This is a genomic window from Sphingopyxis sp. CR5, from assembly GCF_059693785.1.
Genome location: NZ_JCATIE010000004.1, coordinates 88,725 through 109,780 on the forward strand (window position 1 = coordinate 88,725; position 21,056 = coordinate 109,780).

Genomic DNA, 21,056 nt, shown 5'->3' on the forward strand with positions numbered 1-21,056 from the left:
CGACGCGCATGGCGAAAGCTGGCAGCGAGGACACGCCCGTAAAGAAGGCGAAGGCGAAAGGCGGCGCGAAGGGCCCGAAAAAGGCCCCCGCGCGCGCCTATGAGCGCCCGCGCGGCGGCGAACCGCGCGCGATCGCCGACCTGGTCCCCGAAATCGGCCGCGCCGCATTCCGCAAGTTCGGATTCATCCAGTCGTCGGTGGTCAGCCGCTGGCGCGAGATCGTCGGCGACAGGCTGGCCGCAGTAACCCAGCCGGCGATGATTCGCTTTCCGGCGGGCCAGAAGGCGGGCGGCACGCTGCACCTGACGATCAGCGGCGCGCACGCCCCGATGCTCCAGCATGTCGCACCCGACATCATCACCGCGGTCAACCGCTTCTTCGGCTATGCCGCGATAGCCAATGTCCGCATGACCCACGGCCAGATCGAGCGCCCCGCGCCCGTTCAGCCTGCCGCAATGCTGAAACCCGTACCCGCGGAGCTGGGGGACAGTCTGCGCGACATCGGCGACCCCGAGCTTCGCACCGTGCTCGAACGCATGGCGGCGGGACTCGCGGCGCCGCCGAAGCTCCCCCGCATCAGTTGATGGAAAGACCCGTCCCGATCATGTCGACCCCCTTCGCAAGCAGATTCCGGCGCCGCGTCGCGATGGTGCTGCTGCCCGTTTTCGGCCTTGCCCTGCTGACCGCCGCCGCACCGGTCAAGCCGGGCTGGTCCGCGACGATCGGTGAAAGCGGCATCGGCGCCTATAGCGTCGGCAACCCGCAAGCGAAGGTCAAGCTGGTCGAATATTTCAGCTATACCTGTTCGCATTGCGCGGAGTTCGCCAAGGAAGCGAGCGCGCCGTTGAAGGCCCAATATGTCGACAAGGGCAGCGTTCTTTTCGAATATCGCAACCTGATCCGCGATCCGGTCGACATGACCGCGGCGATGCTCGCGCGCTGCGGCGGAACCAAGGCCTTCGCTGCCAATCACGAGGCGATTTTCGCCGCGCAACCGGCGTGGCTCGGCAAGGCCGCGAAATTGTCGAAGGAACAGCAGGCGCCCTGGTACAAAGGATCGCTGGGCGACCGGACGACGCGGATCGCGGCCGATGTCGGCCTGGACACGCTGATGCGCGGCCGCGGCTATAGCGCGGCGCAGATCAATACCTGCCTTTCGAGCGGGGTCGCCGAGGCCGAGTTGATGGCGATGACGAATATCGGGCTGGGCGCCGACAAGGTGATGGGAACCCCGACCTTCTTCATCAACGGCCGCCGTGCCGAAGTCGGTCACTGGGCCGATCTGAAAACCCTGCTCGACGCCGCGATCAAGGGCTCCTAATACTCCCCCACTCGATGATGTTACCGGAGAATGCCGTGAAGACCCTGCCCGTTCTGCGCCTCGCCCTTCTGTCCTCGCTCGGCGCGCTGGCGCTCGCCGCGTGCGGCGACAGCAAGACCGACACGGTCGAACAACAGGCGGCGATCGCCAAGGTCGCGCCGCCGGCGGACAAGAGCTGGTCCGACGTCGTGGCGAAGACGCCCGACGGCGGCGTCGTGATGGGCAATCCCGACGCCGCGATCAAGATCGTCGAATTCGGTTCGCTGACCTGTTCGCATTGCGCCGATTTCGCCACCGAAAGCCACGACGAACTGAAGCGCGATTTCATCGACACCGGCCGCGTCAGCCTGGAATTCCGCAACTTCGTGCGGGACGGCATCGACGCCGCGGCCGCCGCGATCACCCATTGCGCCCCGACCGACCGCTATTTTGCCCTGACCCAGAGCACCTTTGCATCGCAGGGCGACCTGTTCGCCGCGGCGCAGGCCAATCAGAAAGGGTTCGAGGCGGCGATGAATGCCGCGCCCGCCGCCCGTTTCCCGGCGCTCGCAAAAGCGATGAAGCTCGACGAATTCTATCAGGCGCGCGGGCTGACGGCGGACCAGGTCAACAGCTGCCTGTCGGATCTGGGCAACATCCAGAAACTGGAAGAGAGCACCAACGCCGCGGCGAAGAAATATAATATCCAGGGCACCCCGACCTTCCTGATCAACGGTCAGGTTGCCGAGGGCGTCGCGACGTGGCCGCTGATGCGCGACCGGCTGCGGACGATGGGCGCGCGCTGACGCTCGCGCGTCGCCCCGCTACCCCCTTGCGACTCCCCGGCCCGCGCGGCATGACGGAGCCAAGGGGGATATGTGACGACACGGTTACACGGCCTGCGATTCGCTGACCTGCACGGGGGCATTCCGTGCAGATAAAGCGGTTGCGCCTGACCGGTTTCAAAAGCTTCGTCGAGCCCACCGAGCTGCGTATCGAGCCGGGGCTGACCGGTGTCGTCGGTCCCAATGGCTGCGGCAAGTCGAACCTGCTCGAGGCGATCCGCTGGGTCATGGGCGAATCCTCCCCCAAGTCGATGCGCGGCGGCGGGATGGAAGACGTCATCTTTGCGGGCACATCGTCCCGCCCGCCGCGCGATTTCGCCGAGGTCGCGCTGCATTGCGACACGCAGGGCGCCGTCGTCGCGGGGCTGGCGGGCGAAGGCGACCGCGACGACCTGGAGGTCATTCGTCGCATCGAGCGTGGCGCCGGCAGCGCCTATCGCGCCAACGGCCGCGACGTGCGTGCGAAGGACGTCGCGCTGATCTTTGCCGACGCGGCGACCGGCGCGCACAGCCCCGCGCTCGTCAGCCAGGGCAAGATCGCCAATGTCATTGCGGCGAAACCGACCGATCGCCGGGCGATGCTGGAAGAAGCGGCGGGAATCGCCGGCTTGCACGTGCGGCGCAAGGATGCCGAACAAAAGCTGCGCGCGACCGAGACCAATCTGGCGCGGCTGTCCGAAATCGTCGCCGACATGGAGCTGCGCGCCAATGCGCTGCGGCGGCAGGCGCGCGCGGCCGAGAAATACAAAAGGCTGAGCGACGATATCCGGATCGCCGAAGGGCGGTTGATCTATGCGCGGTGGCGCGAGGCCGCCGCCGCCGCCGACCAGGCACGCCGCGAGGCGGACGCCGCCGAAGCCGCCGTGAAGGCCGCGCAACACGAGCTGGAAACCGTATCGACCGCGCAGACCGAAGTCGCGACCCGCGTCGCCGCCGCACGAAGCGACGCGCAGGCGCAGCGCGACGCGCTGGCCGACGCGACCGCGACCCAGGTCCGGCTTGCCGGGGAGGAGCGGGCGGCGCGCCAGCGGATCGACGATCTGGCGGCGCAGCAGGCTCGGCTCGCCGACGACCGTGCCCGCGAAGGCGAGCTGGCGCGCGACGCGCATGGCGCGCTGACCGCGCTCGACGGCGAAGCGAAGGAGCTTGCGCGGCAAATCGCGACGCACGACGCGGGCAAGGCGGAGCTTGTCGAGGCGAGCCAGTCGGCGCAGGGGCGGCTGCGCGACGCCGAAGTTTCGCTCGCGCAGGCGCGGGCGAAGGCGGCGAGCGAGGCCGCCGACCGGCGCGTCGCGGTCAACGCCCGCGACGCCGCCGAAGCCGCGGTGCGCCGGATCGACGCGCAGCGCGAGAGCGTCGAGGCCGAAGTGGCGGCGCTCGGCGACAGCGACGCGCTGTCCGCGACCGTCGAGAGCAGCGGCCGGGCGGCCGCCGAAGCCGAAGCGCGAATCGGCATCGCCGAAGCCGCGCTGACCGAAGCCGAAGCCGACCGCGAAGCCGCGACCGCCGACCTGGCCCGGCTCGACGCGGCGCTCGCCGAAGCGCGCGCCGCACTGGCCGCGCTCGAAGGCGAGGCGGCGACGCTCGAACGCGCGCTGGCCGCCGCACGCAGCGATGCCGACCGCATCCTGGACCGGATCAAGGTCAAGCCGGGATATGAAGCCGCGCTGGCCGCGGCGCTGGGCGACGACCTCGACGCGGGGACCGGCGAAGACGCGGCGCGAAGCTGGCGCGGCGCCGACACCGGTCGGGACGATCCGGCGCTGCCCGCCGGGACGCAGCCGCTCGCCGGAGTTGCCGACGCCCCCGCAGCGCTAGCGCGCCGGCTGGCGCAAGTCGCGGTCGCCGAACAGGATGGCAGGCAGCCGCTGGCGGTCGGCCAGCGCCTGGTCACCCTGGACGGCGTGATGCGGCGCTGGGACGGTTTCGTCACGCGCGGCGATGGCGCGACCGCCAGCGAGCGGTTGATGCGGCAGAACCGCCTCGACGCGCTCGCGGCGCAGCGCCCCGAAGTCGAACTCGGCGTGCAGGAGCTGCGCGACCGCCGCGAGACGATGGCGACGACGCTTTCCGAACGCACCGCGGCCGCGGGCGCGGCGCGCAAGCGGCTTGCCGAAGCCGACGAGGCGCGGCGGACCGCCCTGCGCGCCGCCGACCAGGCGCAAGCGGCCCTCGATCGCCACCGCGACGCCACCGCGCTGTTCGACCGGCGGCGCCAGGAGATCGCCGCCGCGGCGCACGAAGCCGCCGAGACGCTGGCGGCGCAAGCGGCGGCGCTCGCGGCGCTTCCCGACGAAGGCCTCGCCCGCGCGGCGCTCGAGCGCGAGGAGCAAGCCACCGAAAGTGCGCGCAGCGATGCCGGCGCCGCACGCGACGCCTTGGCCGCGCACGAGCGCAATCTCGCCAGCCTGAGCGAACGACAGGCGGTGGTCGCCGCCGAGACAAAGAGCTGGAAAGCGCGCGCCGGCGAGGCGGCGCGCCGCGTTACCGACATGGACAAGCGCCACGACGCGCTGGGCGCCGAAGCCGCCAAGATCGCCGGCCTGCCCGACCGGCTCGCCGCCGACCGCATCGCCGCCGAAGTGCGGCAGGCCGAGCTGCGCGATCGGGTCGCCACCGCCGAAGCGCAGGAGCGCGACGCCGAAGCGGCGCTACGCGAAGCCGAAGCGGCGCTGACCACGATCCGCGAGCGCGTGGCCGCGGCCCGCGAGGCGCGCGCCGGGGCGGTCGCCCGTTCCGAAAACGCCGAGCAACGCCGGATCGAGATGGGCCGCGTGTCGGGGGAGCGTTTCGAATGCCCGCCTCCGCTGCTACCGCAGAAAGTCGGGTTCGAGAGCGACGGCGTCGGCGACGCGCCGACCGAATCGGCGGCGCACGACCGATTGATCGCCGATCGCGAACGACTGGGTCCGGTCAATCTGGTCGCGGCGGACGAACTCGCCGAGCTCGACACCCAGCGCGAGAAAAGCGCCGCCGAGATCGACGAGCTGCAACAGGCGGTGAACCGGCTGCGCGGGTCGATCGGCAATCTGAACCGCGAAGGGCGCGTCCGCCTGCTCGCCGCGTTCGAGGCGGTGAACGGTCATTTCCAGCGGCTGTTCACGACGCTGTTCAACGGCGGGCAGGCGCATCTCGAGCTCGTCGATTCGGACGATCCGCTCGAAGCCGGGCTCGAGATCATGGCGCAGCCGCCGGGCAAGCGGCTCGGCTCGCTGACCCTGTTGTCGGGGGGCGAGCAGGCGCTGACCGCGGTCGCGCTGATCTTTGGCCTGTTCCTGACCAACCCCGCGCCGATCTGCGTCCTCGACGAGGTCGATGCGCCCCTCGACGATGCGAATATCGAACGATTTTGCGACCTGCTCGACCGGATGACGCGCGAGACCGATACGCGCTACCTGATCGTCACGCACAATGCCGTGACGATGGCGCGCATGCACCGGCTGTTCGGCGTCACGATGGTCGAAAAGGGGGTCAGCCGCCTTGTCTCGGTCGACCTCGGCGGTGCGGAGGAATTGCTCGCGGCAGAATAGTCAGCCCGCGCTGCCGACCACCAGCATGGCGGCGAAGACGAGCAGCCCGGCGAAACGATTGCTGCGGAACTTGGCCAGCGCATCGGCGTGGTTCGCGGCATCGAGCGTCGCCACCTGTCCCGTCAGGTGCACGGCGGCGGGCAGCAGCGCCACGAAGACCAGCGGGTCGGGCCGCACGTTCCACAGCGCCCCGGCCCACAGCGCAAGCGCGAAGGCATAGCAGAGCGCGACCCCGCTGCGGACGTGCGGTCCCAGCGCCCGGGCGGCCGATTTGACGCCGACGAGCGCGTCGTCCTCTATATCCTGGAGCGCATAGATGGTGTCATAGCCGATCACCCAGGCGATGCAGCCGGCGTAGAGCAACGGGAGGGCAAGTCCGGGGCCGCCACCGACCGCGATCCAGCCGACGAGCGCACCCCAGCTGAAGACGAGCCCCAGCCACGCCTGCGGCCACCAGGTGATGCGCTTCATAAAGGGATAGGCGGCGACGAGCGCGAGGCTCGCCAGTGCGACGACCTGCGCCGGGCGCGGCAGTTGCAGCAGCACGACCAGCCCGATGAGCGCGAGCAGGCCGGTCCACACAAGCGCCGCCCCGACCGACACCGCTCCGCTGGCGACGGGGCGCGACGCGGTGCGCGCGACTTTCGCATCGAGGTCGCGGTCGACGATGTCGTTATAGACACAGCCCGCGCCGCGCATCGCGATCGCGCCGAGCAGCATCCAGAAGAAGAGCGTCCAGTGGCTGCGCGCGCCGCCGCCGAGCGCGAGGCCCCAGGCGCAGGGCCAGTAGAGCAGCCACCAGCCGATCGGGCGATCGAAGCGCGCGAGCAGCGCATAGGGCCGGGCGCGCGCGGGAAGCAGCGCGAGGAAACCCTGGTGCTGGCTGTCGGGCGTATGGGTCGCGGTCATCGCCCGCGCGATAGCAGGGCCGGCACGACGGATAAATGGGCGAATTAGCTGCAGCTGGCCTTCGTACCCGGGCCATAGACCTTCGACAGGTCGCGGCCCTCGCGGATGTTGAAGGCCGCGGTCGAGCGAATGGTCCGGGGGCCGAGCCAGGCGCCGTAGAGCAGTGGCTGATATTCATAGGCGACTTCGATGAACATGACCGCCGTCCCCGTCGCCGCGGTGACTTCATGGTCTTTCGGTCCCATGCCCTTGAAGCTCGTCCCGGTCTTGCCCTTGCCCTCGGCGCCGTAGCTCGAGGAGACCGGCAGGTTTCCGTAGCAGCGCTGCCAGTGAATCCACTGGCCCCCGTCCGAATTGCGCTCGAGGCTCGACAGGATGATCCGGCCGTGCTGGGCGAAGTCGAGCCCCCGGGCCTGTTGATCGACCCCGGTGAAGACCTCGTTGATGTCGAGTTCGCGCACCTGCGGCTGCGCGAGGTTGCTGCCGAACGCGATGCGCGACGCGTTGTCGGCGGCGCTGAGGCCGATCTGGCTGATGCGCGTGTTGACCAGCGTCAGATTGGCGATCTCGAGCCCGGCAAAGCCGACGAGCACCAGAAAGGGAATGGCAAAGGCCATCTCGACCAGGACGGCCGCGCGGCTGTCGCGGACCAGCCGGGCGCCGACGGCCCCCGCCCGGATCGGAAACGATCCTAGTCGCATATGACCTCGCTCGTCTCTGTGCTTGTCGTATAGGGCTGGTTGCGCAGCACGGTGGTCGAGGTCAGGGTTACCTCTTGCGACTGGCCGAGCATGCGCCACACGGGCAGCACGCGGTTGATCTTCATCGACGCGGTGTAGAGGACGACGTCCTCGGCCCCGCCGTTGTTGTCCATCCCGCGATCGGTGTCCCAGCTGCCGTTTCCGTTGACGTCCTCGAAGCATTCGCCGCTGTCATAGGCGCCGTTGCCATTCTCGTCGGTAAAGGCTTCGGGATCGCCGACCTCGTCATAGCTGTTATACGCCTTGCGCACGAAGGTGACGTTGGCGTCGCGAAAGACATTTTGGACCCGCTCGCGCACGACCGCGTCGAGCGCCGACTGGTCGGCGGCATTGCCTTCGAGCGTCGCGTCGCGCGCCGCCTTGCTGACCGCGCCCTGCAGGACCTGGTTGGCGTACATCTGCCACGAATAGTCGAAGATCCCCATGAGCAGCAGCAGGAACACCGGGGCGGTCAGCGCGAACTCGACCATCGCGACGCCCCGTTGATGGCGCCGTAGCCGGCGCAGGATCGACCGCGCGCGGATCACTGCGACAACCTCAGCTTCGAAATCTGCCGCGCGATCGCCTGGAAATTCTCGTTGAGCGCGTCGGCATCGTCAGCCTGATACGCCTTGCCCGGGCTAGCGCAGTTGGTCAGCGATGTGCTGAGCGAGGTGCCGAAACTGACGACCCAGACGGTGATATTCTTGTTCTTCGCGGCCGAGCAAAGCTGCTGGAAGCGGTTGTTGTGGCGCGACGTCAGGTCGTTGTCGTCGCTGCCCCCGACGCGGTGCATCAGATATTCATAGCCCTGGAACGACAAATTGCCCATGTTGGGGGCCATCTGGCCGTCGGTCATGAAGACGATGTGGCGACCGATCGGCCGCTTGTTGGGCGCTTCGGCGTTTTCGTCGGCGAACATGCCGTCGGGCGACAGGAAGCGCACACCCCATACCATGCCGGCATCGTGATAGGTGCCGCCGAGCGGCTTCAGCGAGCCGATATAGGTGTCGAAGCTCGACCGGTCGGCCTTGGTCATCGTGGTCAGCTTCATCGCGGGAGCGGGGCAGACGCCCCAGCCGTCGGCCCAATATTTCGAATAATTCTGCCAGCTGCCCTTTGACTTGTCATTGGTCGTGACGTTTTTAGCATCAACCACTTGCCCGTCCTTCGAAGTGTTGGACGGCGAATAGCTGGGGTGTGATGCCCGTGCGAACGCGATTTCAGGGATCAGCAGTTTCCATTTGGTCACGTCGTCGCTGGTCGGCGCGGTGTCGACATCCATGTCGAGCGCCTCGTCAGGTGCCGTCTCGTCCGAATCGAAGTCGGCCGTCTGCCGCTCGATGACGCAGCCACCCCAAATATTGCTCTGCTCGGTTCCATAGTCACCGACGTTCGTCACGACCGAGGTGACGCCATCCTTGGCGTCCGCCACCGGAAATCGCCGGTTGATATAGGTGTATTTATTGTCGAACACCTTTTTGAGAATTTCGGTCTTCGTTACCTTGTACGTGCGCGTAAAAGTCCAGCGAAGCCTTTCGATACGGCAACTTCCACCCCACCGGCTGGACACCCAGTTGTATCGATAGCTATAATAACGATAGGTTCGTTTCGAATCATAGACGGTAATCTTGGTGCTTCCGTTGACCTCCTGATCGTAATTCTGATCGGTCGTGTCGATCATCTGCGGATTGCCGTTGTCGGTCCAAGGTTCAAGCGCGTTGCATTTCGACTTGGAATTGGCGCTGCCATATGTTCCCGCGCTTTCCCAGTCAGGATTGCTGTTGCCCCCATCGGGAACCGGATCGGTCGCGGTATAGTCGTCCGATACAACGGTCGATTCATCCTCCCAGACCTCTTTCATCTTCGGGTCTCGTGACGGAAGATCGGTGAAGTCCGACAGCCAGTCGGGATCCTTGGCATAGAGGATCGCGCCGACGTTCGCCGACGAGCTATACGGCACGACGCCGAAGCGGAGACGCCCGTCGCCCATGTCGGCGTTGGTGAGCGTATCGAAAAAGTCCATCGTCGCGTTCTGGAGCGCCGTGATCCGGTTCACCGAGTCGCCCGAGTTCGTGCTGTCCATCGACCCGGTGACGTCGAGGACGAGCATCACGTCGGTGTTCGAGATTTCGAGCTTTGCCGTGCAGTTCACCGCCAGGTCGAAATCGGCGAAGCCGAAAATCTTCATCAGCGAGGTCGGCAGGCTGGTGCTCGCGGTCCCGACGACGTCCGAAGTGCCGCTGGCCTGCGACGAAAAGGTCACCCCTTCGCTGCCGTAGGTCCCCGCGGGAAAGTTGTAGTTGAACATCTTGTCCGCTTCGGCCTCTGCCGCGTCGGTGTAGGTGCCGGCGGCCATCGCGCGGCGCCCCGCGAGCACGCCCGCGTCGCACGCCTGCTGAAGGCGAAGCTGGGTCATATAGGCGCGGCCGATATCGACCGCCGAGCCGACGATGCCGATCAGCGGCACGACCGCGGCCGCGGTCAGCATGAAGGCATTGCCGCGCTGGTCGCGAAGAAGCGTCCTGGCGCCCTGGGCGACGCGGCGAATGATGGTCCCTCGCATGGTCACTAATCCCCTCTACGACCAGGTGCGCGGCCCACACAGATGCGCGTCTGGTACGCTGCACCTACGGGCAAACTGCTTACCAAATGGCTAATCGGGCGCGCGCCGCAGCGACCGAAACGGGCGCATCTGACCCAAAAAGGGACGTTTTCGATTCCCACCGCGCGCTATGGGCGCGCCTGCGCGCTTCTGCTATCGCCCGGCGATGCCCGCGACACCCGCCTGGCCGCCCGCCAGCACGCCCCGCCTGTTCGTCGACCAGCCGCTCGGCCCGGATTCGGCCCCCGCGATCGAAGGCGCCGCCGCGCATTATCTGCTCAACGTGATGCGGACGAAGCCCGGCGATCCGCTGCTGCTGTTCGACAATCGCAGCGGCGAGTGGCTGGCGACCGTCGCCGATACCGGCAAACGATCGCTCGCGCTGCGCATCGATCGGCAGACTCGGCCGCTGGAAAGCGTGCCCGACCTCTGGCTCTGCTTTGCGCCGGTCAAGAAGGCGCGGCTCGACTGGATCATCGAAAAGGCCACCGAGCTCGGGGTGCGACGGCTGCAACCGGTGATCACCGATCGCACGATCGTCGAACGCGTCAAGCGCGAGCGACTGGAGGCGCAAATCGTCGAGGCCTGCGAACAATGCGGTCGCACCGCACTCCCCGAACTCGCCGACCCGGTGAAATTGCCCGCGATGCTGGCGAGCTGGCCGGTGGCACGCGCGCTGCTGTTCGCCGACGAAGCCGGCGGCACCCCGCTCGCGCGCCTCGCCGCCCCGGCCCCGGCTGCGATCCTGACCGGGCCCGAGGGCGGGTTCACCGACCGCGAGCGCGACCTGTTGCTGCAAAGCCCGGCAGTGCGCCGAATGACGCTGGGCCCGCGCATCCTGCGCGCCGAAACGGCGGCGGTCGCCGCCATCGCCGCATGGATGGCCGGCCGTGGCGATTGGCAGACGGGCACGTGAACACGGGGCCTGCTTAACCCGTCGTTAGCCATATCGGGCGCATAGGGGCCGCATGATAGGGCGGGACCAGAGCCTCTATCGCCGGCGTGGGGGCTGGCGAAAATCGCTGTTGCAGGTGCTGGCGAGCCTCGCCGCGCCGGCGCTGATATGCGCGCCTGCACCGGCCGCAGCGCAGACCACGACGACCTATAGCAACACAAGCTCGGGCACGATCAATTCCTCGACGCCCTGCTCGTCGCCGCTCGTGCGGACCTTCTCGGTCGGAAGCAGCTTCCTCATCGCTGACGTCGATATCGGCGTGCTGGCGACGCACAGCTGGCGCGGCGATCTGCGGATCACGCTGCAATCGCCCACGGGAACGCGGGTCCAGCTGGTCAACGGCGACACGTCGAACCTGTCGGGCGACAATTTCAACGTCCGCCTCGACGATGAAGCGGCGCAGACGGTCAACACCGACGGCAACACGACGACCCATTCCACAAGTGCGCCGCCGTATCAGAACCAGTTCAGCCCCAATGCCGCCTTGTCGGCTTTCGACGGGGAGAATGCCGCCGGCACCTGGCGGCTGGAAATCTGCGACCAATATCCGTCGGCGGACAATGGCAATTTCCAGCGAGCCGACCTCTACCTGACCAGCCTCCCGTCCAACTATGCCGACCTGTCGCTGACGAAAAGCGTCAGCAACGCCAGCCCGACCGCCGGCGCAAGCATCAGCTATACGCTGTCCGTGACCAACGCGAGCGGGTCCCCCGTCACCGCCACGGGCGTCGCGGTACGCGACGTCCTGCCGGCAGGCTTTACCTTTGCCAGCGCATCGGGGTTCGGCACCTACAACAGCGGCACCGGCCTCTGGACCGTCGGCAGCGTGCCGCCCGGAACGACGCGCACGCTGACGATCAGCGGCAGCGTCAACGCGACCTCGGGCGCGACCGTCGCGAACGACGCGGAAATCGTCGCCTCTTCGGCGCCCGATGTGGATTCGACCCCCGACAATGATGCGGCCGGCGAAGACGACCAGGCCAGCGCGAGTTTTACCGTGTCGGGAAGCCGCGTCGCGGGCGTTCCGCCGACCCTGACCTGCCCCGCCGGCACCGCGCTGTGGGACTGGGACAGCATAAGCTGGTCCGCGGGAACGACGAGCGCCAGCACGACGTTGACGGGCATCGGCACGGCGTCGATCGACATTGCGATCAGCGGCGGCAGTTTTCTGAGCAACGCCACCTATGGCGGCCAGTCGCCGACGCGCCAGAACGTCGTCACCGGCGGCTATTCGCCCGCGCAATATTCGATCTTCCAGCTCGTCGATTTCACCAGCCGCTCGGGCAGCGTCACGTCGACCATCAGCCTGGCGACGGCGGTCCCCGGCGCGCAGTTCCGCCTGTTCGATATCGATTATGCGTCGGGCCAGTTCGCCGATCGGGTAACGGTGACCGGGCGCCTGGGCGGGACGACGGTCTATCCGACGCTTACCAACGGAGGCGCGAATTATGTCATCGGAAATAGCGCCTACGGCGACGTCCTGTCGGCCGACGGCGAGGCCGCGGGCAACGTCGTGGTCACCTTTGCCTCCGCGATCGACACGATCGTCATCGATTATGGCAGCCACGGCCTTGCCCCGTCGAACCCCGGGCAGCAGGGGATGGCGCTGCACGATATCAATTTTTGCCGGCCGACGACCACGCTCGCCATCACGAAGACGAGCAGTGTCGTCAGCGACCCGGTCAACGGCACGACCAACCCCAAGGCGATCCCGGGTGCGACGATGCGCTATTGCCTGCTGGTGACGAATACGGGCGCGGCGGCCGCGACGAGCGTCGCGCTCGGCGACACGCTGCCCGCGACGCTCGCGTTCACGCCGGGGTCGCTGCGCAGCGGGTCGAGCTGCGCCGGCGCGACCACGGTGGAGGACGACAACGCCGCCGGGGCCGACGAGAGCGACCCGTTCGGCGCGTCGCGCAGCGGTGCGGCGGTGAGTGCGTCGACCGCGACGCTGGCGCCGGCCGCGAGCATGGCGATCACCTTTGACGCCATCGTAAATTAACCGCCAATCCCCCTCTGGTAAGACGGGCAGCGGCCGCCTACATGGCGCCATGAGCACGCGAACGGTTTCGGATCAAAACGATCCCATCATCGAGCACCGCGACCAGCTCGCGGCGCCCATGATAGAGGGCGAAAAGCCGCGCGAGACCTGGCGCATCGGCACCGAGCACGAAAAGTTCGTCTATCGCACCGACGACCATCGCGCGCCCGCCTATGACGAACCCGGCGGTATTCGCGACCTGTTGATGGCGCTGACCCGATTCGGCTGGGAACCGGTGATCGAAGGCGGCCAGGTCATCGCGCTTTCGGGCAGCGACGGCACGATCAGCCTGGAACCGGCGGGCCAGCTCGAACTGTCGGGCGCGCCGCTCGAGAACCTGCACCAGACCTGCGCCGAAACCGGCCGCCACCTGAAGCAGGTGAAAGAGGTCGGCGCCGAACTGGGCCTCGGCTTCCTGGGGCTCGGCATGTGGCCCGACAAGACGCGCGCCGAGCTGCCGATCATGCCCAAGGGCCGCTATGGCATCATGCTCCGCCACATGCCGCGCGTCGGCAGCCTGGGCCTCGACATGATGCTGCGCACCTGCACCATCCAGACCAACCTGGACTATGGGTCCGAGGCCGACATGGTGCAGAAGTTCCGCGTCTCGCTGGCGCTCCAGCCGCTCGCGACCGCGCTGTTCGCTTCGTCGCCTTTTACCGAGGGCAAGCCCAACGGCTACCTGTCCTATCGCAGCCATATCTGGACCGACACCGATCCGGCGCGCACGGGGATGCTGCCCTTCGTGTTCGAGGATGGCTTCGGATACGACCGCTATGTCGACTATATGCTCGACGTGCCGATGTATTTCGTCTTCCGCGACGGCAACTATATCGACGCCGCGGGGCTCAGCTTCCGCGATTTCATGAAGGGCGAGCTGTCGGTTCTGCCCGGCGAGCTGCCGCGCCTGTCCGACTGGACCGACCATCTGTCGACCGCCTTTCCCGAAGTCCGGCTCAAGAGCTTCCTCGAGATGCGGGGGGCCGACGGGGGGCCGTGGAACCGCATCTGCGCGCTGCCCGCGCTATGGGTTGGCCTGCTCTATGACCAGGGCGCCCTCGATGCCGCATGGGACCTGGTCAAGGACTGGTCCATCGCCGAGCAACAGGCGCTGCGCGACGCGGTGCCGCGCGACGGACTGTGCGCCGCCGCACCGGGCGGGGGCACCGTCCGCGATCTGGCCCACCGGGTTCTCGATATCGCCGCGCAGGGCCTCGCCGCGCGCGGCGAGGTCAATTCGATGGGCGACAACGAGGTCGGATTTCTCGAACCGCTGCGCCAGATCGCCAAGAGCGGCAAATCGCCGGCGCACGACCTGCTCGACCGGTACGAAGGCCCCTGGGGCGGCGACCTCTCTCGCCTCTATGACGAGCTGAGTTTCTAGGCGACGGGGCCGACCCGCGGATCGGGTTCGAGGCGAATCACCGGCGTGCTGCGTCCTGTCAGCCGGGCAAAGATGCGCGGGACGAGCGCGTGGCTCTGGGCCCAGGCCCAATAGGCCTGGTAGGCGGGATCGCCGAGAAGATGTTTCTCCTCGGTCTTTGCCCGCCAGTAATAGACCCCGCTGACGAGGCCGAGGAGCACGGTGTTGCGGACCGCCTCGACCCAGCCGCCGCTGGTGACGAGGAAGGGCAGCGAGCCGACCCACCAGCTGAGGTTCTTCGACACATAGGCGGGGTGGCGCGTGAAGGCATAGGGACCGTGCGTGATGACGCCGCGGTGGGTCAGATTCGAAAAGCGGATGCCGAACGCCATCGTCGCCCAGGCATAGACCGCGATCAGCAGCACGAGGGTCACGCCCCAGAACGCCATCAGCGTATCGTGCCCCGCGAGCCAATGGCCCCAGTCCGACCCCCCGACCTGATAGTCGAGCGGGCCGCCGTTCATCAGGATGAAGGGCGGGTAGCAGATCAACGCCGCGACCCACGCCATGCCATAGGGGTTGGCGGTGCGGATATGCGCGTCGAGCGGCTTGAGGGTCAATATATAGCCCACCGTCGCGATATGCACGTCGACGAGGTAGAGCAGGTTGATCGTCCACAGCCCGGTCATATAGGGATTGGCGAGGACCTCGCTTATCTGCACGGTCACGAGCGACGAGAAATTGCCCGGCACGATCGACAGCATGAAAGCGGTGAAGAACCCCTTGACCGTCCAGGCCCGCAGGTGGTGCGCGATCGCGCGGCGGTCGACGGCCTGCCCCGGCGCGATCAGCCAGCGCCCGAAGGCGTAGCAGCCGTCGCGCGGTTCGACCATGCGGCGATCGAGCCACAGCATGTACGGGACCGAGACGAGCAGCAGCCACGGCGCGGCGTGCGCGAGCAAATTCATCGAAAAGGCATAATTGCCCGTCCAATAATAGCGCATCACGCCGTAAGCGAAGGCGATCAGGCCCCAGGTCGCCCACAGGCCGGCGAGCTTCGTAAGGCTGATATCGACGGTCTCGCGCCACGGGCGCCGCAGCGACCAGTCGATCCCGGTCGACGGATTGCGGTGAACCTTGTCGACAAGGATCGACCAGAGCACCATCGGGATGCCGCAGGCGAGGACGCTGGCGATCGCCGACACCGGCCCGCTCATCGGGCCGCGATGGCCCCAGTCGACCCCTGCGAATTCGGCAATCCGGGGCGCGTAGCGTGCAATCAGCAGATAGGCGAACAGCCCGATCAGACCGACGATACCGACGCCCGCGCTGACCGCGGAACGCGGCCGCGTTTCGGGCACGGCGACGTCGTCCGAAGAGGCGGTCGAAGCGATGGAGGGTTGATAGGTCACAGGGTCGATCTAGTCGAAAATGGTAAGCAAGCCGTCAATGATAATAGCATGATTCGGCCCCGCCGATTTTGGCGGAAAAGCCGCCATTTTGGCACTGTTCCACCGTTCATCGCACGATGGTTTCGATTCACCCCGACTCGCCCCGTAAGGATTCGCCTCGCGCTGACACGGCTGTTAAGTGCGCTCCCCAGTCGGGGCGGAGGGCTCCACAAAACATAAGACGGGGTCGTAGCTTGTCTTCGCAATCGACGGGTCTGCGCCATTGGCGCCAGCGCTTCAACGCGCTGTTCCAGGACCATGAAATCTTCATTCGCACGCACGGTCATGTGCGGTTCCTGCGCATCAGCGCGGTCTGGCAAAAGCGCGTGGCGCTAATCGCCGGAATCGTGCTGTTCGCCTGGGCCGCGGTGACCGTCGCGGTTTTCGTCAACCAGCTTCTGACCGCCGGCGAACGCGCGGAGGTCGCGCAAAAGGAGGCGGCCGCCGCGGCCTCCGAAGCGCGGATCGCGAAATATCGCGATCGCGTCGCCGAGATCGCCGCCGACCTCGACGAGCGGCAGGCGCAGCTGGAGGATTGGCAGAAAACCTATTTCGGCGGCGAAACGCCGCCTGCCGCTGCCACGACGGCGACCGACGGCGACACCCCCGCGGCCGCCAAGCCGGTCGAAACCAGCGCGATCGATCCGCGCCTGCCGCCCGAAGCCCAGGCGCTCGCCCGCATCGAAGCACGGCAGGAATCGCTCGCCTCGCAGCTTCTCGCCGCGGTCGATGCACGCGCGGCCAAGGCCGAGACCGCGGTCGCCAAGCTGGGGCTCGATCCCAAGTCGCTGGTCCGCAAGGCCAGCGTCGGCCAGGGCGGTCCCTTCATTCCGTGGCGCGGACGCACCGGCCGCGCGGGCGCGCTCGGCAAGAGCTTCGCCGCGCTCGAAGGCGCGCTGTTCCGCATGGAGGTGCTCGAACGCACTCTCGTCGCCATTCCGTCGGGGCAGCCGGCGCATGTGATGATGCTGTCGTCGAGCTATGGCTATCGCCGCGACCCGTTCACCGGTCAGAGCGCGATGCATTCGGGACTCGACTTCCCCGGACCGCTCGGCACGCCGATCCTGGCCGCCGCACCGGGCAAGGTCGTCTTCGTCGGTCGCCGGTCGGGCTATGGCAATGTCGTCGAGGTCGATCACGGCCAGGGAATCCTGACCCGCTATGCCCACCTGTCCGGCTTCACGACGAAGGTCGGATCGCAGGTGACGGCGGGGCAGCAGATCGCCAAGATGGGCTCGACCGGCCGTTCGACCGGCAGCCACCTGCATTTCGAAGTCCGTTTGAACGGCGTCGCGGTCAACCCGCGCCGCTTCCTGGAGGCCAAAGCCGATGTTCTCGAAGTCAAAGCCGACGCCCGACAGCGAGTCGGCGCCCTCGCTGCCGCCCGCACAGGTGCCCGCTAAAATGGCGACCGGCGCGCGCCATACGACCTTTTCGATCCTGGGGTCGGACGTGGTCATCACCGGCAACGTGTCGGCCAGCGTCGACCTGCACGTCGACGGCAAGATCGAAGGCGACCTGAAATGCGCCAACCTGGTCCAGGGCGAGGCGAGCGAGATCAAGGGCGCCGTCGTCGCCGACACCGCGAAGCTCGCCGGGCTGCTCGACGGATCGATCGAGGCGAAGACGCTGATCGTCCACGCGAGCGCGCGGATCACCGGCGACGTGACCTATGAAACGATCACGATCGAGAATGGCGGCAAGGTCGACGGCAAGCTGACCCACCGCCGCGCCGGCGCCCCGGGCATGGCCAAGGCTCCGCCGCCACTCGAGGTGGTGGAGAACAAGAGCGCGTCGACCGGGATCTGACGCGACCGGTCAGCGCAGACCGACCAGCAGATATTGTGAGCCGTCATACACTGGCCCCTTGTCCGGCCACATATCCGGCGGCCGGGATTGCACGATATATATTTCTGGCAAGACCTCCGCGATCCCGAAGCCACTCATATTGTCCGGTCTTGGCAGTGGCGCGATCTGCGGCTTCGTGGGGACGGCAAAGCGATATATGCCGTCGAACCCCAGCGCCACCAGCTCGCCGCCATGTCTTGCGAAGCCATAAAAGCCGACGGTCAGCGCCGGCTCGCCGCCAATCATCGGGTCATGCTTGATCCAATCCCACATGTCATCATTATCGAGGCGCCTGAAATATAGACGCGTGACCCGTGTGTCGCAGACTTCCAGCAGCCGTCCGTTCACGGTCAAATGTAACGAACCGACCGCCGCTACGATGCAATCCGCGCGCCAAGGGCTCGGCGCCAGCGCGAAGACGGAATCGCAATCGGCAGAGAGCGGGCCGGAACAAATCCCCGGCCAGGTCTCGCTGGAAATGACCTGGACCGCCCCGCTGTTCGGGTCGATCCGGCGAATGGCGCCGCCCCACTCACCGGCATCCACCCCCACCCATAGCGCACCGGCGTGGGACAAGAGATGATAGTCAGCGAAATCGGGTTCGATGGCAGGCGCCAATCGAAGTTTGCGCGGCTTGCCTTCTTCGACTTCCAGCAATTGTTCGGGAGTCGAGATATAGATTTTGTCGTCACAAGCGAGTCCGGGAGGCGAGCGATACCGTATCCGCTCAGGGGGGACCTCAAGCGATACAGCCACCCCCACGGCCCACTTCCCGCCCTTCCATTCATCGACCCGAACAACATCTTCATCGAGCTTGACGAGAGCAAAAAATCCTTGGGCGTTCGGAGGCGCACAAAGATCAACGATGTTACCCGGCGCGGCGGCAAGCCTTTCCGCCGTCGCGTGAGTCGGATCAATCGTCCACAGGTCGCTATGGCGGTCCAGCACGATGAGGCGGTCGCCAAGCCCGATCGCCTTGGTGGCAAAGCGGGTCGCCGGACTTCGATCGACCGCATCGGATGTCATGCAACCGGATAGGGCACCGACGGCCAACAGCATCACCGCAAAGATAAGCAGATACCGCATCAATTCCGCGGCGCCTGCCGCCGGTAGCTGAGCGCCTCCGCCACATGGATGCGTCCGACGCTTTCGGCGCCCGCGAGATCGGCGATCGTGCGCGCGACGCGCAGAATGCGGGTATAGCCGCGCGCCGAGAGGCGCATCGCCTCGGCCGTCTGCGCGAGCAGCTTGCGCCCGGGCTCGTCGGGGGTCGCGACCGCCTCCAGAAGTTCGCCATCGATTTCGGTGTTGGTGCGCGCCTTTTGCCCCGCATAGCGCGCGGTCTGGAGCGCGCGCGCCGCGGCAACGCGCACCGCGACCTCGGCGCTGCCCTCGGCGGGCGGCGGCAGGACGAGGTCGGCGGCGCTCACCGCTTCGACTTCGACATGCAGGTCGATGCGGTCGAGCAGCGGCCCCGACAGCTTCGCCTGATAATCGGCGGCGCAGCGCGGCGCGCGGCTGCACGCGAGCGCCGGATCGCCAAGATGGCCGCAGCGGCACGGGTTCATCGCGGCGATCAGCTGGACGCGCGCCGGGAAGGTGACGTGCGCGTTGGCGCGCGCGACGCTGACCTCCCCGGTTTCGAGCGGCTGGCGCAACGAATCGAGCACCCCGCGCTGAAATTCGGGCAGTTCGTCGAGGAACAGCACGCCGAGGTGCGCGAGGCTGACCTCGCCCGGCCGCACGCGCAGGCCGCCGCCGACGAGCGCGGGCATCGACGCCGAATGATGCGGGCTGCGGAACGGACGCGCCCGCACGAGCCGCCCGCCCTCGAGGCGCCCGGCGACCGACGCGATCATCGACACTTCGAGCGCTTCGGCCGGGGTCAGGTCGGGAAGGATGCCGGGCAGGCACGCCGCCATCAGCGACTTGCCCGCGCCCGGCGGTCCCGACATCAGCAGATTATGCCCGCCCGCCGCGGCGATTTCGAGCGCGCGCTTCGCGGTTTCCTGTCCCTTGACCTGCGACAGGTCGGCGGCGCGCAGCGGCTCTTCGACGGTGCCGGGCTGCGGCGCGGCGAGCAGCGCCGTTCCCTTGAAATGGTTTAGCAGCGAGAGAAGGTCGGGCGCGGCGAGAACCTCGACATTGCCCGCCCACGCCGCCTCCGGCCCCTGGGCGACCGGGCAGACGAGTCCGCGCTCCACGGTCCCCGCGTGCAGCGCGGCGAGGAGGACGCCCGGCGACGGCGCGACGCGGCCGTCGAGGCCGAGTTCGCCGACGACGACATAGGCGGCGAGCGTTTCAGGATCGACGACGCCCATCGCGCCCAGAAGCGCGAGCGCGATCGGCAGGTCGTAGTGCGAACCCTCCTTGGGCAGGTCGGCGGGCGAAAGATTGACGGTGATCCGCTTTGGCGGGAGTGCGAGACCGATCGCCGAGAGCGCGGCGCGGACGCGTTCGCGGCTTTCGGCGACCGCCTTGTCGGGCAGGCCGACGACCGCGAAGGCGGGCACGCCCGGCGCGATCTGGCACTGCACCTCGACCGCGCGCGCGTCGAGCCCGAGATAGGCGACGGTGGATACGATCGCGACCATGACTTCCCCCCGCGGCGGACCCGTCGGCATTGTGCCCGCTTTGTTCCCCTGCCCTTTTAGGGCAAGGTACGGGGAGGTCGAGTCTTTTTCCCGAAGTTTTCGAAGGTGCCGCGCAGCGTCACCGTGCGACGTTGACAACATACCAACTGGTCGGTATTTAGATTCGCATGACGACGAATCGCCCTTCGACCCCCACGGCCTCCCCCGCGAGCGCCGCCGCCCGCGCAGTCCCCCCGGCGGGCGGCGGTAGCGGCCGGCAGCGGGCGGCGCGCGGCAGCGCGCGCGCCAAGTTGATCGCCGCGGCGCATGCCACGGTCCGCCGCAAGGGCTATGCGGCGACGAGCGTCGACGAGATCTGCACCGCCGCCGGGGTGACCAAGGGCGCCTTTTTCCATCATTTCGAATCGAAGGATGCGCTGGCCGTCGCGGCGGCCGAAGGCTGGACCGAACGCGCCCGCCCGATGTTCGAGATGCCGCCGCACACCCGGCTGGAGGACCCGCTCGACCGGCTGCTGGGCCATATCGATTTCCGCCTGTCGATGCTCGAAGGACCGGTCGAGGATTTCACCTGCTTCGTCGGGACGATGGTGCAGGAAGCCTATGCCACCAACGACGCGATCCGCGCCGCGTGCGAGGCCAGCATCACCGCCTATTGCGAGGCGCTGGCCCCCGACATCGAGGCGGCGATCGCGCGCCACGGCATTGCGCACGGCGTCGGCGCGATGAGCCTGGCGCGGCATGTCCAGGCGGTGTTGCAAGGCGCGTTCATCATGGCGAAGACGACGAACGACGCCGACATCGCGCGCGACAGCGTCGCCCATCTGAAACGCTATATCGGCATGCTGTTCGGCAGAGGAGAGCCGACATGACGCGCC

The 21,056-nt window shown here is 67.4% G+C and carries 17 protein-coding genes; 10 read left to right on the forward strand and 7 right to left on the reverse strand.

Features of this window, described 5'->3' with window-relative positions:
* Positions 1–8 precede the first annotated feature (8 nt).
* The 4 genes from AC58D2_RS07220 (at position 9) to smc (ending at position 5,675) form a co-directional block, all read left to right on the forward strand.
* Positions 9–584, forward strand: coding sequence for a DUF721 domain-containing protein (locus tag AC58D2_RS07220; protein WP_497388754.1), 576 nt, complete (start codon positions 9–11; stop codon positions 582–584).
* A gap of 20 nt (positions 585–604) precedes the next feature.
* The gene (locus AC58D2_RS07225; RefSeq protein WP_497388756.1) at positions 605–1,321 is read left to right on the forward strand and encodes a thioredoxin domain-containing protein; all 717 of its coding nucleotides are present in this window, start codon (positions 605–607) and stop codon (positions 1,319–1,321) included.
* Between the two features lie 35 nt (positions 1,322–1,356).
* Positions 1,357–2,106 (forward strand): thioredoxin domain-containing protein, encoded by a 750-nt coding sequence (locus AC58D2_RS07230; RefSeq protein WP_497388758.1) that lies wholly within the window; start codon positions 1,357–1,359, stop codon positions 2,104–2,106.
* Between the two features lie 125 nt (positions 2,107–2,231).
* Positions 2,232–5,675: a chromosome segregation protein SMC gene (smc, locus tag AC58D2_RS07235; protein ID WP_497388760.1), complete on the forward strand. Its 3,444-nt coding sequence runs from the start codon at positions 2,232–2,234 to the stop codon at positions 5,673–5,675.
* Here the strand turns inward: smc and ubiA are convergent, their stop codons facing one another.
* Genes ubiA through AC58D2_RS07255 form a run of 4 tightly spaced genes read right to left on the reverse strand, consistent with a single transcriptional unit; the run spans position 5,676 to position 9,890 of the window.
* Positions 5,676–6,584, reverse strand: a complete 909-nt coding sequence (gene ubiA, locus AC58D2_RS07240; protein ID WP_497388762.1) for a 4-hydroxybenzoate octaprenyltransferase — start codon at positions 6,582–6,584, stop codon at positions 5,676–5,678.
* A 44-nt stretch (positions 6,585–6,628) separates the two neighbouring features.
* Positions 6,629–7,285: a TadE/TadG family type IV pilus assembly protein gene (locus AC58D2_RS07245; RefSeq protein ID WP_497388764.1), complete on the reverse strand. Its 657-nt coding sequence runs from the start codon at positions 7,283–7,285 to the stop codon at positions 6,629–6,631.
* Positions 7,276–7,872: a TadE/TadG family type IV pilus assembly protein gene (locus tag AC58D2_RS07250; RefSeq protein WP_497388766.1), complete on the reverse strand. Its 597-nt coding sequence runs from the start codon at positions 7,870–7,872 to the stop codon at positions 7,276–7,278. The genes AC58D2_RS07245 and AC58D2_RS07250 overlap by 10 nt, the downstream gene beginning before the upstream one ends.
* Positions 7,869–9,890 (reverse strand): TadE/TadG family type IV pilus assembly protein, encoded by a 2,022-nt coding sequence (locus AC58D2_RS07255; RefSeq protein WP_497388768.1) that lies wholly within the window; start codon positions 9,888–9,890, stop codon positions 7,869–7,871. The genes AC58D2_RS07250 and AC58D2_RS07255 overlap by 4 nt, the downstream gene beginning before the upstream one ends.
* A 205-nt stretch (positions 9,891–10,095) precedes the next feature.
* Between AC58D2_RS07255 and AC58D2_RS07260 the strand changes: the two genes are divergently transcribed.
* Genes AC58D2_RS07260 through AC58D2_RS07270 form a run of 3 tightly spaced genes read left to right on the forward strand, consistent with a single transcriptional unit; the run spans position 10,096 to position 14,309 of the window.
* The gene (locus AC58D2_RS07260; protein WP_497388770.1) at positions 10,096–10,845 is read left to right on the forward strand and encodes a 16S rRNA (uracil(1498)-N(3))-methyltransferase; all 750 of its coding nucleotides are present in this window, start codon (positions 10,096–10,098) and stop codon (positions 10,843–10,845) included.
* A gap of 52 nt (positions 10,846–10,897) precedes the next feature.
* Positions 10,898–12,886, forward strand: a complete 1,989-nt coding sequence (locus tag AC58D2_RS07265; protein WP_497388772.1) for a proprotein convertase P-domain-containing protein — start codon at positions 10,898–10,900, stop codon at positions 12,884–12,886.
* 49 nt (positions 12,887–12,935) lie between these two features.
* Positions 12,936–14,309 carry a glutamate--cysteine ligase gene (locus tag AC58D2_RS07270; RefSeq protein WP_497388774.1) on the forward strand — a complete coding sequence of 458 codons (1,374 nt, stop codon included), beginning with the start codon at positions 12,936–12,938 and terminating at the stop codon, positions 14,307–14,309.
* Here AC58D2_RS07270 and AC58D2_RS07275 read toward each other — a convergent pair.
* Complete coding sequence (locus AC58D2_RS07275) at positions 14,306–15,682, reverse strand: methyltransferase family protein (protein ID WP_497389309.1); 1,377 nt, start codon at positions 15,680–15,682, stop codon at positions 14,306–14,308. The two genes, AC58D2_RS07270 and AC58D2_RS07275, sit on opposite strands and share 4 nt — an antisense overlap.
* 251 nt (positions 15,683–15,933) lie before the next feature.
* Here AC58D2_RS07275 and AC58D2_RS07280 point away from each other — a divergent pair, with 251 nt between their 5' ends.
* Both AC58D2_RS07280 and AC58D2_RS07285 read left to right on the forward strand, forming a co-directional pair.
* Positions 15,934–17,142, forward strand: a complete 1,209-nt coding sequence (locus AC58D2_RS07280; protein ID WP_497388776.1) for a peptidoglycan DD-metalloendopeptidase family protein — start codon at positions 15,934–15,936, stop codon at positions 17,140–17,142.
* A 1-nt stretch (position 17,143) separates the two neighbouring features.
* Positions 17,144–17,548: a bactofilin family protein gene (locus AC58D2_RS07285; RefSeq protein ID WP_497388778.1), complete on the forward strand. Its 405-nt coding sequence runs from the start codon at positions 17,144–17,146 to the stop codon at positions 17,546–17,548.
* Between the two features lie 9 nt (positions 17,549–17,557).
* On the opposite strand, the gene AC58D2_RS07290 is transcribed toward AC58D2_RS07285, so the two are convergent.
* Together AC58D2_RS07290 and AC58D2_RS07295 are read right to left on the reverse strand one after the other, a co-directional pair.
* A complete protein-coding gene (locus AC58D2_RS07290) occupies positions 17,558–18,673 on the reverse strand; it encodes a hypothetical protein (RefSeq protein ID WP_497388780.1) in 1,116 nt (371 codons plus the stop codon).
* Positions 18,673–20,181, reverse strand: a complete 1,509-nt coding sequence (locus AC58D2_RS07295) for a YifB family Mg chelatase-like AAA ATPase (RefSeq protein WP_497389311.1) — start codon at positions 20,179–20,181, stop codon at positions 18,673–18,675. Before AC58D2_RS07295 ends, AC58D2_RS07290 begins: the two co-directional genes overlap by 1 nt.
* A 167-nt stretch (positions 20,182–20,348) precedes the next feature.
* Here AC58D2_RS07295 and AC58D2_RS07300 point away from each other — a divergent pair, with 167 nt between their 5' ends.
* A complete protein-coding gene (locus AC58D2_RS07300; RefSeq protein WP_497388782.1) occupies positions 20,349–21,050 on the forward strand; it encodes a TetR/AcrR family transcriptional regulator in 702 nt (233 codons plus the stop codon).
* The last annotated feature ends 6 nt before the right edge of the window (positions 21,051–21,056 follow it).